13 protein-coding genes are annotated in these 13422 nt (G+C 27.6%); all 13 read right to left on the bottom strand.

Annotated features, from left to right (window positions below; genetic code table 11):
- Positions 1-217: 217 nt before the first annotated feature.
- Positions 218-973 (bottom strand): nucleotidyl transferase AbiEii/AbiGii toxin family protein, encoded by a 756-nt coding sequence (locus ES045_RS03915; protein ID WP_147112721.1) that lies wholly within the window; start codon positions 971-973, stop codon positions 218-220.
- Positions 974-976: 3 nt separating this feature from the next.
- Complete coding sequence (locus ES045_RS03910) at positions 977-1264, bottom strand: DUF6922 domain-containing protein (RefSeq protein WP_147112718.1); 288 nt, start codon at positions 1262-1264, stop codon at positions 977-979.
- A gap of 166 nt (positions 1265-1430) precedes the next feature.
- The gene (locus ES045_RS03905) at positions 1431-2336 is read right to left on the bottom strand and encodes a DUF5655 domain-containing protein (RefSeq protein ID WP_147112716.1); all 906 of its coding nucleotides are present in this window, start codon (positions 2334-2336) and stop codon (positions 1431-1433) included.
- 53 nt (positions 2337-2389) lie between these two features.
- Positions 2390-2662 carry a hypothetical protein gene (locus tag ES045_RS03900; protein WP_147112713.1) on the bottom strand — a complete coding sequence of 91 codons (273 nt, stop codon included), beginning with the start codon at positions 2660-2662 and terminating at the stop codon, positions 2390-2392.
- Positions 2663-2688: 26 nt separating this feature from the next.
- A complete protein-coding gene (locus ES045_RS16315; RefSeq protein WP_189663021.1) occupies positions 2689-2826 on the bottom strand; it encodes a hypothetical protein in 138 nt (45 codons plus the stop codon).
- A 99-nt stretch (positions 2827-2925) separates the two neighbouring features.
- Positions 2926-3261 carry a hypothetical protein gene (locus ES045_RS03895; RefSeq protein WP_147112710.1) on the bottom strand — a complete coding sequence of 112 codons (336 nt, stop codon included), beginning with the start codon at positions 3259-3261 and terminating at the stop codon, positions 2926-2928.
- 57 nt (positions 3262-3318) lie between these two features.
- Positions 3319-3498 (bottom strand): hypothetical protein, encoded by a 180-nt coding sequence (locus ES045_RS03890; protein ID WP_147112707.1) that lies wholly within the window; start codon positions 3496-3498, stop codon positions 3319-3321.
- A 3-nt stretch (positions 3499-3501) separates the two neighbouring features.
- Positions 3502-6162, bottom strand: coding sequence for a hypothetical protein (locus ES045_RS03885; protein ID WP_147112704.1), 2661 nt, complete (start codon positions 6160-6162; stop codon positions 3502-3504).
- A gap of 3 nt (positions 6163-6165) precedes the next feature.
- Positions 6166-8784, bottom strand: coding sequence for a hypothetical protein (locus tag ES045_RS03880; protein WP_147112701.1), 2619 nt, complete (start codon positions 8782-8784; stop codon positions 6166-6168).
- A 100-nt stretch (positions 8785-8884) separates the two neighbouring features.
- Positions 8885-9610, bottom strand: coding sequence for an AbiV family abortive infection protein (locus ES045_RS03875; protein WP_147112699.1), 726 nt, complete (start codon positions 9608-9610; stop codon positions 8885-8887).
- A gap of 1 nt (position 9611) precedes the next feature.
- On the bottom strand, positions 9612-10427 hold the full coding sequence (locus ES045_RS03870) for a DUF4339 domain-containing protein (RefSeq protein WP_147112695.1): 816 nt from the start codon (positions 10425-10427) through the stop codon (positions 9612-9614).
- A 45-nt stretch (positions 10428-10472) separates the two neighbouring features.
- Positions 10473-11789: a restriction endonuclease subunit S gene (locus ES045_RS03865; RefSeq protein ID WP_147112693.1), complete on the bottom strand. Its 1317-nt coding sequence runs from the start codon at positions 11787-11789 to the stop codon at positions 10473-10475.
- Positions 11782-13407, bottom strand: coding sequence for a class I SAM-dependent DNA methyltransferase (locus tag ES045_RS03860; protein WP_147112690.1), 1626 nt, complete (start codon positions 13405-13407; stop codon positions 11782-11784). Before ES045_RS03860 ends, ES045_RS03865 begins: the two co-directional genes overlap by 8 nt.
- Between the last annotated feature and the right edge of the window lie 15 nt (positions 13408-13422).

Here is a 13422-nt window from a genome sequence, read left to right as displayed (position 1 = left end):
TATTATGTAACATAGCTTGGGTGAGTTTAGGGTTTTATGAAAACAATTTCAAGGTTTGCTTTTTATAGTTGTTTTTGAGTGTGCGAAAAGACAAGCTTTAAAATGCAAGTACCTTTAGAATACTAAAACGCTAAACTTGCGGAGGTGTGCGGAATAAAACAAAAACAGAGGCTTTTGAAGTTATGAAAAAACTGGGTTTTGTTTTGTGGGGAATTTGTTATGACGGATATTCAATACCTAAAGTAGTATACAGTCTTCTTAATTTCATTCTCCAACTTGTTCTTGTTACTATCCAAGTTTGACCTCCTTCAACTATTAAAATATTATCGTTAGAATGTATTGGTATTTGTCTGTTTTGCTTAGGATTTTTATCGAATTTTAATAATAGATAAGGGTTTTTAGTAGGACATTCTTCACCATCTAAATCAAAGATATTTTGATGTTCTTTTTTATAAAAAGTTTCTTTTTTAATCTTTAAGGACTCAAACAATTCTATGATTGGTATTTTTTGAGTAATAAACTCTAAATCGTAAATATCTTTTTTAGCTGCTCTACTCGAACCACTTATCAGTTTAAATAAACCTATATCTTTTGTAGTTACCAATCTAACCTCATCTACAATCTCCATAGCATCCATCATTTTCATATTCTGAATAATTTCTACTTTAATCATTGCACCACAAGGTTTTGTTACCCAAAATCTAAGATACGTATGTTGCTCACTTTCTTTATCAAAAGGGTATTCTAAGCCAGATATGTTTGTTTTGCCATAAAAGTTTAGTACTTCTTTTTCTATAGCTTCAAAATGCTTTATACCTACAATTTCAGAGCAAAACAAATCGATGTCTTGAGATTCTCTATGATTGAAACGGAATGCTAAATTTGTACCTCCTGCTAATGCAAATTGAGATAAACTTGGTAAGGACTGTAATTCTTTTATGGTTTGTAAGAGTACTGAAGATACTGCACTCATTATTTAAAACTTATAGCGTAAAAAGGTAGGTTTCTTATATCGCTTAGAAACCATTCTGCAAACATTATTACTAATACGCTCTTTAGTTTCTTTTAATGTTGAATAGATTTCATTGGTATTATAAACACTTTCTACAATAGCAATATCTTTAGAAAAAGAAGCTTCATTTGTAGTCATCAAAACTCTTGGAATAATAATAGCTTTATCTCTTTCAATAGATAATCTACTACAATCCATATCCCAAAACGCTTGTTTAGGAAAAACTTCTGATATGTTTATTGCTTTAGCCAACAGTTTCATTGTATTAATAATACTATACAAAAGTATGTAATCATAGTTTACTAAACAACTATTATACCAATTATTGTATTGTAAACGTTATACTTAACTATATAATTACTTTTATTAATTAGACGTTTATTTCTATTTATAGTTACAAAACTATCGTTAAAGTATTTTATATAGCCTGTTTAATCAAGTATAAAATATACTCTAAATTATCCTTATTAGTTATTACTAATTCATAATCTCCATTTCCCCAATGACCAGTATTAGATACATCACGCATTAGGTTTTTAGGGTCTTCTAGTTTACCTTTTTGTAGATTTATAAATAGTTTTATTCCTTTCTTTAGTGTTACAATATCTGCTATGTTTTTATCCTTTTTAAAAGCGATATATAGTTTTTTAGGCTCTAACTCTATATCATCTGCTAGATTTAAAATAGCTTCTTTATATATTTCGTAAATCTCTTTTACTTTATCTGGATAACTATCTAAATGAAATTCTTCGGTATATACTTTTATCTCTTTCGTAACTGCTTCTAATTGTGTATTGCTTGATGTTATAGGCTTTATACTTTCGGCAGATTTACTTTTCTTTATCTGATTTACACTAATTAAATTGTTTTCGTAGCGTTTTACTTCCCACAACTCAATAGCTATATCTTTAAAGTTTGTTGCTGTTCTTTGATTTTCAGTAAAACTTGTAGATACAAATACCACTCTTGTTTGACTCCAATCAACATCAGTACGTTTTAAATTTTGCTTTAGTGTTTCGTTATACTCAACAATAAAATCTGCTTTATTTTCGAGCATTAAACTTAAATATGTAAAACCTTGATCTACTACACTAATGTTTTTACTTCTCTTATATTCAATTATAATAAATGCATTTGATTGTGTATCGTAAGCTAAAGTATCGATACGTTTGTTTTTAATAGAGAACTCAGACTTTACTAATTGTAAATCCATTAACTCATTTAAATTATTTTCAAAAAGTGATTGTATTTCTCTTTCTAATTTAAAAGGCTTTTCTCTTAAAATACTAATAGATTCTTTTGATTTTAAATTGTATAAATGCATATTTTTTTTAACTATTTTAAGATATTACAGATTGTGAATTATAGCATAAAAAATCAATTAGAACTTGCAATAAACTCACCAAATCTTCTTAAAGCATTGATAAAAGCGTTATTACTTTTTTTACCAAAAGCACTATCATTACCAGTTGGACCATATTTCTCAATATAAATATTTATATTATCTGCTAAATGTACTACAGTGATAGCTTCTCTAGAACATATTTTACTTACACGCTTCATATAGTCATATGCTGTTGAAGGATTACCAGATGGAGTAAACTCGCTGTAACCTTTACTGATTAAATATGTTTTGAATTTTTCCAACATAGTTGTAAATTTTAAAAATTGATATACTAAACACTACCACCCACACCCTTAAACTTCTCTACAAAAGAAGCTGTTTTTTGAAAAACACTTTGTTTCTTTGTCAAATACCGTAGATTTAAAGGGCCAATTTTTTGCTCTTTCTTTGCATAGTAATACTCTTTCATAATTATTCTTTCAGGGTTATTTTAATTATTTAGTTGTTATCTTTCTTTTTATCAGTAACAACATTTTTTTTGTTTTTTATGTTCATTTTATTTTTAACACTAATCTAAAATTCTGACAACAATCCCATCTATTCTTTCTTTTTCTTCTTCCATATTTTCTTCATCTTCCTCCTCAATTTCTCCTAAAAATAAAGTGTACCAACTTTCTAACTTTATATTTTCGGTTAAATTTCTCTTCACCTTTTCTAAAGCTAAATTTAAATCAGCTGTAATTAACATTGCAAATATTTTAATTAAAACATCATATTCTATCTTTAAATCTTCTCCCAAAAAATAAGTTTTTTCATTAATTGAATGGTATTCTAAAAACTTTTGTTTTCCAAAATAATAGTCATAGAGGCAGTGATATTCTTTTTCACCTCTATCTATTAACAACTCTATAATATAATCTTCATTAAAACTTGGTGTACCATGATTATCTTGCCTAAATAATTATTTACTAATTGTATTGGCAGCTAGTGTTTTATAAAAATAAGTTAAGCTATTAGGGACTTTGTGATACCCCATTTTTTCTATAACAAATTCATAGATTTTAGATTCATTCACATATTCATTTTCATCTATTTCTGATGTAAACTTTAACTCACTTAAAATTTCTTCTATTACTAACATATTTTACTTTTTAAAACTTTGTTCTAAACCCATTTCTCTAATTTTATCTAGCCATTCATAAATCATGGTTTGGCTATATTTAGGTTTTCCGTCTTCATTCTTTTCTTTTTCCATGGCAATAGCTAATAAAGCATATTCATTTTCTAAAGATGTGCCAAAAACACCTTGATCGTCTGTATTTATAGAGACAAACAATTGTGGACATTCTTTTATCTTGTCAAAATCAGTTTCTAAATGCAAATTGAAAAAGTTCTTTATAGGGTGTTTATTGTATTTATCTATGGTTCCTATTAAATAATTGGATGTTGGATTACATTCAATCCCTATATTCATTTGTACGATGTAGTTTTGATATTCTTTTTGAATACTTGTTACTAGTTTTATATAGGCATCTGTAATTTCAAATTGCTTTATTTCTTTACCCTTCTGTTTTATTGCAGGATTAAAATGATATTGTTGATACAAAAATTTTGTTTTACTATCATTTCTTATGTTTCCTCTTTTAGGATAAAAATGGTTAATTCTACATCTTTCCCAATAGGTAATATTCGGAATGTCTTCTATTTTCTCATGTATATCTTCTAAATATAAATACGGATCATCTCCTCTTAGTTTCCATGCATCAAAATAGATTTCATGTTTAAAATGTATGTTATAAAATTTAGAATCTTTATCAAAATAACATTGATAAACTTCTCTAAATAAGGAATCAAATAATTTTTCTAATTTATATATTTCGCTGGTATGGTCATTTATGTTGTATTTTCTAACCTTAGCCAATAACCACGCAATATTATCTAACAACATTTCTTTCGGAATCAATAATTTTCTTCCTTTAAAATCAAAATACGCTTTAACATCTATTCCTAATGCCAATGCATGACCGATTCTGTCTCCTTGGCAAAATTTCAGAAACTTAATGGTTTCATCAATACATCTAATTCCATCTATAATATCATAAAAATCTTCTCCTGCATGATAAGTAGCATACAGTTTATTTTCTACAATCTCTTTCTTTAAATGATTGTATTTTCCATTTAATTTATGGTCTTTTAAATACCTAAAGGCTTGTGCAAAAACTTCTGGTCTTGCATTAAATTCATTTGAAGCTGCATCGATGCCTCTTATCAATTTTGCTTTCTTAGAATACGACTCTCTTAGTTGTACGATTGCTCTTGCTTGTTTTTTTACATCTTTTCTTAATTGGTGATGTCTTGGTAATACTTCTTGAGCCAATTTGTAATTCGTATTCTTCTCTTTAAACTTAATAAAATGAACTGTATAAAAATGTTTTTCTTTGTTTGCTTTATATGTACCTAAAACCTTTTTGATAGGAATATTAAAGTGCGTCTGTTTTAATGCTTTAGGATCACTATTAATTTGATATTTCTTTAAACTCTTATTAATTGCTAAAGCTGTGTCTTTAGGTGCAATCCTGGTTTCAAAAGAAGTTATATTTTGAAACTTAGTACTATCATTAATAGCCATTTGTAATAAGGCTGTTTCATAAATACTATTATCTGGAATAAAGTATTCTTTTCTATCCTGATATGTAGAAAAGTTTGCAAAACCAACTTTTTTATTTACTTGAATTAATTCTGACCTAAACTGATTTTTAATGGATATATAAGCGTGTAATAATTTTTCTACTTTAAAGCTTTCTTTTTTTTCTGCATACATATATTTTAAAGCTTTGTAGAGTAATTGCCTTTCACCATACATCATAAAAGAACCTTTAAAGTTATTAATATGCATGTCTTTGGTAATGGCGTAATCTGCAACGTCTTTTTTTCCTTTATGATAAAATTTATAGCCGTAAAGTTTCTTTTTTTCGTTTATTTCAATTTGAATATTAGACAAATTCATTAATACCTCAAATGAATCGTTTTTATTAGAATTTGGATATAATAAGTACTTAAAATCAGCTACGTTAATTTCACTATTTTTATCTAATAAAAACTGAAACAACACCAGTCTTATTTTCGAAGCTTTATAAACAAGAATGTCTATTTCTTTATTTTGATTATGGAAGGAATGAGAAGTAGCTCCATTTAATTTGAGTCCTTTTTTTAATTTCTTAAACTTTTCAGTATGATGATTACTATTAATTGTATTCATTAAAGAAATCCAATTCAAGTCGAAAACAGGAGCAGAACCTTTTAAATGAAAATGATTTTCTGCAATCCCTTTATCTAATAATTTTTTAAGTCTGTTATTGTTAGAAAAAGCAACGGTTCTCCATGAAAAGAAATTTCTTTCTCTTTTCGAACGATTATCCATGTATGCAAAATAAGAACACGTAAATAAATCCTCTCCTAAAGAAAAAGATAAATCTCGCCATCGTAATAAATGCTCATAACATACAAAAGGTTCTTTGTCTCGTTCTATTAAAACTTGTTTATTAAAATGAGTTAATAAATTAAAAATTGACTTATTACTCCTTTCTCCTTTATATACATCTAACAACCAATCTGAATCTAACTTTTTATATAAGTTTTCAATTTCATCAAAACTATAGTTATTAAAAAGTGCCAAACCTTGTTCTAAAAATCTTGTTTTAGAAAAAGCATCATTTTCTAAACCATTACTATATATATACTGAAGTATTAAATCAGGGCATGTATTGTTAAAAATTGCTTCTATGGATTTTCTGAGGTTATCCATGTTTTATGCTTCTAATTTACCTAAACTATCTAAATAATCATATAATTCATCTAAATGCCCTTGATGGCTATTTATCATGCTTTTATCTCTTAAAAGAGTATAAATATTATCTAAAGGTTGAATTATGTTTGTTTTATTTTTGAAATCTTTCTGTTTCAATTTATTTATCAATGTCTTTAAGCTAGTAGATTGTGTTTTTGCTCTCTTTATCTTATTGATATAGCTTTTAGCTAACTTAATAGCTTCTTTTGTTTCATCTTGATTTTTAACATTCCTGATTAAATCTAACAATGCAGTAACAGAATCTAAGTTTTTGTTCCAATACTTTATAATTGGATTATCAAGAATTGGAGTCAAATCTAGATATGGATATTTAACATTAAAAACATCAATTACTTCTGCTAACCCATTAACAATAAAGTTGTGTAAATCTGTTCCAAAACTCCCATTACTATCTAAGTTTTTGTCCATTGCTTTGTTATATAATTCAATCAAAAACTCATCAAAAAGTTGAAAATTAAATATATTGTAGTAATTAGAACCTTCTTTTAATTCTTCATTCCATGCTTCGATCTCACCAAATAATGGGGTTTGTTTTACTAAATTATCATTAGGAAAGAATCTTTTTAAAACAAGTTTTGTAGAAAGGGTATTGTGTAAAAAAGCTAAAGCATTAAAAGTAACTGTTAGGTATGGGCTTCCTATTTTTTTAGCTATTGTTTTGTATTGGACTTCAGACTCATTTCTGTACCTTGAACTAGGTGTTCCTAAATGAGTGAAAAAACAAGTCAACCAAAAGTAGAGCTCCTCTTTAGAAGTTGTATATTTCACGTTAGTTTCTTCTTTAGTTGGTTGTATATTTTCCTTAAAATTAAATAAACTCTTTCTATCTTCTATAAGTCTAAATAGATCAGCAGCTTTATATTCTATTTTAAATTCGTGACGATCTGAAGATCCTTGTTCAGAACGAAGAAATTTAAGCTCTGAGTTAGTCATTTCTCCATTTATTAATTGAAGTAATTCAGTTTTATCTGATAAAGATACTCTAAGCGAATAATATAATTTTATATATGAATACAGTTTAAATAAATCTTTATCAGAAAATAATCGATATTCTTCAAGGCTTCTGACTAATAGCATTACATCTGCATAAGATACATTAGCATTATTGGAAGCTTCTGTTATTAAATATACATGACGATAAATTACAGATTCTTCTCGATTTTTAAAATTTTTAACTGTTGGATATAATAAACGCTTAAAACCTCTTTTTGACTCGTTATTTTCTAATCTTTTGTTGTTTTCACTACCAATCCAATTTACGATGTATTGGTTTAATGATTTATTAGGTGTATTTTCTATTTCTTTAAAAAAGTTTATATAATCCGTATTTAAATCGCTATTTATACCTTTAAATAATACTCTTTTATATGCTTCAATATTTTTTTCTCTATAAATAAATGTTGCGACATTTGCTATATTTCTAAGAGTAGAAGGAATTATAATATTTTCAAAATCATTAGAAGTAACAATATGTTTCGTTTTTCTGTAAATTAGTTCTAATATTGTTTTTTCAATTGATTTTCCTTTATAAAAATCGTTGTCAACATCTTCTCCATGAATATTTAAAACATCTTTGGAAGAGTTATTTAAATCGAAACTAGGTGTGTTAATTCTCTTTTCAATTGGTAGTAATTTATCTAAATATCTTTCAGATTTATCATTAACTTCTTCAGACAAATAAACATTTTGTATGGTATCATTATTAATTATTGTTTTGAAGTTTTGAACTATTTCCTGGTTCACTGAATCCTGTAATTGTTCTATTTTACAGGCGATAAAAAGAATTATATTTTTTTGAATTAAAAACTGACGAATATCTTCTAACATTTCATGTGCTCCAGAAATATTCAAATCAAAATCATCAATTACAATAAGTATAAAATTGGAACCTTTCCCTATTGTCTTTAAAAAAACATCTACTAGTTTACCAAAATTGTCCTTTAAGTTTGTACCATAAGCTAAGTCACTTAAAGCTTCAATAGCTTCTTTATCATAAACATCAGACTTGCCTTTGTGAACTACTTTTAAATTATTAAATACTTTTTGAAAGTGTTTAATTAATTTTCTTTTGTCATCTTGACTAATATTTTGAACTCCTTCTTTTATTTCTTTTTGAAATGTTGAGAACATTTTTGAAATTATTATTTCAAAAAGCTTGTCTTCACCTTTAAATAATGAAGGGTCAATTACATCTAATGAAATTATACTTGTATCATTAATAACTGTAAAAGGTTTTAGTGTTACTTCAGCATTTTTATTTGCTTTTTCTTTTGTGAAAAACTCTTTATGAGAACTATCTTTTTTATTTATTAAAGCTTCAGCAAAAGAAATCATAGAAGAACTTTTACCTGTACCACGTTCTCCTGTAAATGCAATAATATTATTATAACTATCATTACTTATAGAAGAAATAGTATCTGTTTTTTTAGATTGAACTATAATTTCTTCTACACATTTACCAGCTTGTCTATAAACGTCTTTAAAAATAGATGTATCAAACTTGTTACCTTTTTCAATCTTAATATTATATTCTTCACCTATATTAATTTCTAATGCCATTTTTTTTCTTTTTTTAAATATTTTATATCAATTGTTTTTTTCATTTATTAAAACCAAAATTGGTATTAATTTATCGATACTAGATAAACCGCAGCTAACCTCATACACTCATTTTCTTTAACGCTTCCGAATCATATATCTTCATTCCATGATCAATAAAATAATTAATGTTTTCTTTTAGTTTTTTAATACTACCTTTTTCTATATGATCTTCAACTTTTTCATGAAATAGAATCCTTAATAATTTATTGAATTTAAATATTCTATTTGCAATTTTTAAGGCAATCTGATAATCATTAATAGTAACTTGTACGTTAGGGTCAATTAAAGCATCTCTATAATCTACATAAAAGCCTTTATTTTTAATAGAATTAAACTTTTGAAGGTAATCGATATTAAGCTTTGTGTTTAGAATAGGGTCTAATGCTTTTCCTATATCTATAAAACCATTTACAAGATTATCAACCCATTTAATATTTGTTTTTAAAAGTTTTGTAGGTTTACGTTGATCATATAAATACCAAGACTCGAAAATACCCAGTCCCATTTCTATAAACATTGCTATTTGATGCCTGATTACATGATCTGAAAAGAATTTTTTTGCATCTTTTATTTTATAAACATTACAATTTTCAGAATGTAATAAGACCAAAATTGACTTTACACATTCTTCTGTACTTAAAACTAACAAAGATGTAGCAGAACTATAAGATTTACTTTTTTCTGCGATTAAAATAGCATCTCGTTTTAAGTTTAATGCATTTTTATAAATAGGTTTGTCTAAACCTTTTGACTGTAAAGCGGAAAGATTTAAAAATCTCTTCATACTAAGCTATTTGTTTATCAGTCTTTATAAAATTTTCAAGTAAGAATATTAATGGAAATGCACTTAAAAAAGTTTCTATAACTGTTGCTACTTTGTCTTCAAATACCATAAATGCAATAATCATTAAAGGAAAAGCGATTATAGTTGTATAAGCAAAAGTTGAAATTTTTGAGGCTCTTTTATTTTCAATTTTTGAAAGTTTTTTTCCAAGTTTATAGTAATAAATCACATTAAAAATTAAAGCAATAAAAACAACTAAACCAGCAATTAAAAAAGGAGTTCCTAATGTTTCCATTGCGTCCAATTTAGTCTCGTATTTAATAAGTAATTTCGTTGCTACACCCAATATTATAGATGTCACAATTAGTATATTTAAGGTGGTATTAGCAGCATTATAATTTAAACCTTTATTAAGATAAGTTTTTATACTTTGTAAAAGGTAATATGTTGCTATTGCTATAGCAGTGAATAAGAACCCATAGAATTTATTAGATTCATAATTATTAAATTCCATAAAGCCAACAGCTAAGAATACTGCCAATAATATAAGCGCATTATTACCTATCTTTTTTGCGAATTCGTTATTCTGAGATTCTGAACCTGGAATAGGTGGTGCTTCTTGCTGTGTTTTTGAGTTAGGTATTGGTGGTGGCTCATTTTGAAAAAAGTCTTTTAACTCAGAATGTGCAGATGCCTTAACCCAATCTTTCATTCCTGCTTTCCAAATTAATGTGTCTTGAGATATTTTACCTTTTAATTCTGCTTTGGAAACTGGACCTATTTTTTGATCATTCTTTACATAATAGTACTCTTTCATAATAATTAATTTAGCAATTTATTTATTTTCTTTTTTATACTCTTTTTAACTTTTTCTATACTCTTCTCTTTCCTCAGCAACCAAACCTAAAGAATCACTTGCGTTTTCTTTATAAGATTGCTTCGTGCCTCGCAATGACGAAACTGCTGTTTCTGCACCAACAACTGTAATTTGCCCATTCATTAACATAGGCAATAACCAATCTCGTAATTCTGAAAGTTTTTGGTTTTGTTTTGAATTTACAATTATTTTATTATGAAGTGGATCTGCAATTTTTTTGAATTCTTTTAAAACTTCTTTTTTAGGAATACAAACTTTTAAACTAAAAAGATCATCCTTTGTGATTGAACCAAATGTTGTCCCTGAAGAATTTCTTCTATCAAAAATTTGTTTAAAATATTCCATTTGACTCCATAGAAAAGAAATAGAGCCTTCTTTCTCTCTTAAAGCTGCCAAACCACGACCAATACAACATCTTTCTATTGCTTGATTCAATGTTCCAACAGGAGCTCTTACAGATAAAAGAATATCACCTTTTTCTGCAATTCTTGAAGGTTCTGTTGTGTATTTTCTTACTGTTGGAAATCTTGAACCAAAATCGGTTGAACCTTGATAGAAAACAGTTCCGTTTTTATTTTCGTTATATGAACTTCCTGAAGGAGATTGTCCCATTGTAATATCAGCAATATCAGTTAATATTCCACTTTCCCAACCAAAAGGAATCTCCCGTTTCAATTCTTCATTAAAAACCATTTTACCACCAGAAGATTTATAAGGTTTGCTATTGGCATCAGGAAAATCGAATTGTACAAACCAATAATCATACAACGTTTTTGCCATTGCTTCTAATTCTTGGTTTATTTTATTGTTGATATCTATTTTTACATCTAAATCTGATAAAACTTTGGCGATTTTTTTTTGTTCCTCTAGCTCTGGTAATTGAATAGGAAATTGTTTTAACATTACTACATCTACTCCAGTTTGTCCTCCGGTTCTTGGGGATAAAGCATTTACATATTCAAATAAATGCTCTTGAGTTAAAAAATAATATAAATAGTTATTTGTTATATTTTCCTTTGGTATTGCTTTCATCAAAGCGACATTATATGCGCCATCAATTCCTCTCAAAATTTGAAATATTGGAGGGCCATAACGTCCGATCATTATGTCTGTTTTTGAACAGAATTTTCTAGTACTATCTTCTGGAATATAAGTAATGTAAGTATCTGTTTTATAATCTCGTATTTGGATTAATCTGATATAACCTTGTTTTTTAGAATTTATAAAGAATTTTTTAGCAGGTTGACTACCTCCTACAAAATCACAAACTTCATCTAAAGTTGTGTTTATTATATTACTCATATTTCAAACTTTTTAAATTAGTTTGAATTTCCTTTTCCAATGTTTTAGATTCTGCAAACAAGGTTTTTAAATTACTTTCAAAACTGTTCATTTTAGTTGCAAAGGCATCCGCAGAAATATCTATGTATTCAATTTTAACTTCAAAATATTGTCCTGCACTTAAACTGTAGTTTTTGGCTGTTATTTCATCATAAGAAACCACCACAGAAAAATCTTCTTTTATTTCTTTAGCATTAAAAACATCAATAATTTGTTGTTCTTCAGTTTCGCTTAAAACCGTTTTTTGGTTTTTACCATCTTTAACCTTGGTTCCTAAATTAGAAGCATCAATTAAAACCACGTCTTTGGTATTTGCTTTGTCTAAAAACAAAATACTAACGTTAGTACCTGTAGTTGCAAAAATATTAGAAGGCATAGAAACCACACCTGCCAACATTTTACTTTCCACTAATTTTTGTCTAATCTTTTTATCAATGCCACTTTGTGCGGTAATAAAACCTGTGGGCACTACAATTGCCGCTTTTCCTTTGGCAGACAAACTGTGCATAATATGTTGTATAAACAACAAATAAATTGCCATAGAATCTTTCTTTGTTTTCGGAATGTTTGGTATTCCTGCAAAAAATCGTTCTTTATTGGCTTTAGAATCTAAAGATGCCGAGTAATCAGAAAAATCTAATTTAAACGGTGGGTTAGAAACAATATAATCGAAGGTTTGTAATTGTCCTTTTTCTTGTTTGTGCGTTGGGTTAGAAATGGTATTCCCTTGTACAATGTTTTGTATGGAGTGTACTAAGTTGTTTAAAATTAAGTTTAAACGCAATAAGCCAGAAGATTTCTGCGAAATATCTTGTGAGTAAATAGTACATTTATCTTCGCCAATTTGGTGTGCAATATTCATTAAAAGCGTACCAGAACCTGCACTTGGGTCGTAACAAGTAGCATTGGTTACGTTTTTGTCTGTTACCAAACACGCCGCCATAATTTTTGCTACGGCATGAGGTGTAAAATACTCTGCATATTTACCACCACTATTGCTATTGTAATCTTTTATTAAATACTCGAAAATAGTAGCAAAAAAATCGAACTTTTGTTCAAAAATATGCTCGAAACTAAAACCAACCAATTTGTTAACCAATGCTTTGCAAAACGCATCTTTATTGTCGGTTACATATTTGCTAATATCATCAAACAAGACTATTTTTTCTCCGCCTTGTGTGAGTACCGAGAAAATATCATTATTAGCTCTGGCAACTTCTAAAAAGGTTTCATCAAAAATTTCTGCAAACTTGTCTTTGTTTTGTTGTTCAAACAAACGAGATAATAAGTTTTTAGGTGCAAAAACAGCTGTATCTTGGCTAATTTGCATGGTCAGCATTTCTAAATCGTCTGCGGATAAGTTTTTTAGAGCAGCATCGAAATCTTCTGCTTGGGCTAATTTTGGTTCTAATTGTTTTAGTTCGTAAACGTACTTATCGTTTAAGAATTTATATAAAAATACTTGGGTAATTATTTTAAATTCGTTTCCGTCATTTCCTAAACCATAGTTTGCACAAACGCTTTTTAGGTCGTCTATTAATGCTTTGGTTTTGGTTTCAAATTGTAGTGTACTTGTCATTTATTAATATAATTT

The sequence above is a fragment of the Polaribacter sp. IC073 genome (genome assembly GCF_007997075.1).
Taxonomy (GTDB): domain Bacteria; phylum Bacteroidota; class Bacteroidia; order Flavobacteriales; family Flavobacteriaceae; genus Polaribacter.
The sequence above is the reverse complement of the archived record's forward strand: the minus strand, read 5'-3'. Positions and strand labels throughout refer to the sequence as shown.

What these genes read in the sequence shown, in the direction of transcription:
- ES045_RS16315 (WP_189663021.1), bottom strand. Translation starts at nt 2,826, where the DNA reads ATGAAAGAGTATTACTATGCAAAGAAAGAGCAAAAAATTGGCCCTTTA.
- ES045_RS03885 (WP_147112704.1), bottom strand. Translation starts at nt 6,162, where the DNA reads ATGGATAACCTCAGAAAATCCATAGAAGCAATTTTTAACAATACATGC.
- ES045_RS03860 (WP_147112690.1), bottom strand. Translation starts at nt 13,407, where the DNA reads ATGACAAGTACACTACAATTTGAAACCAAAACCAAAGCATTAATAGAC.
- ES045_RS03875 (WP_147112699.1), bottom strand. Translation starts at nt 9,610, where the DNA reads ATGAAGAGATTTTTAAATCTTTCCGCTTTACAGTCAAAAGGTTTAGAC.
- ES045_RS03900 (WP_147112713.1), bottom strand. Translation starts at nt 2,662, where the DNA reads ATGTTGGAAAAATTCAAAACATATTTAATCAGTAAAGGTTACAGCGAG.
- ES045_RS03880 (WP_147112701.1), bottom strand. Translation starts at nt 8,784, where the DNA reads ATGGCATTAGAAATTAATATAGGTGAAGAATATAATATTAAGATTGAA.
- ES045_RS03870 (WP_147112695.1), bottom strand. Translation starts at nt 10,427, where the DNA reads ATGAAAGAGTACTATTATGTAAAGAATGATCAAAAAATAGGTCCAGTT.
- ES045_RS03865 (WP_147112693.1), bottom strand. Translation starts at nt 11,789, where the DNA reads ATGAGTAATATAATAAACACAACTTTAGATGAAGTTTGTGATTTTGTA.
- ES045_RS03905 (WP_147112716.1), bottom strand. Translation starts at nt 2,336, where the DNA reads ATGCATTTATACAATTTAAAATCAAAAGAATCTATTAGTATTTTAAGA.
- ES045_RS03915 (WP_147112721.1), bottom strand. Translation starts at nt 973, where the DNA reads ATGAGTGCAGTATCTTCAGTACTCTTACAAACCATAAAAGAATTACAG.
- ES045_RS03890 (WP_147112707.1), bottom strand. Translation starts at nt 3,498, where the DNA reads ATGTTAGTAATAGAAGAAATTTTAAGTGAGTTAAAGTTTACATCAGAA.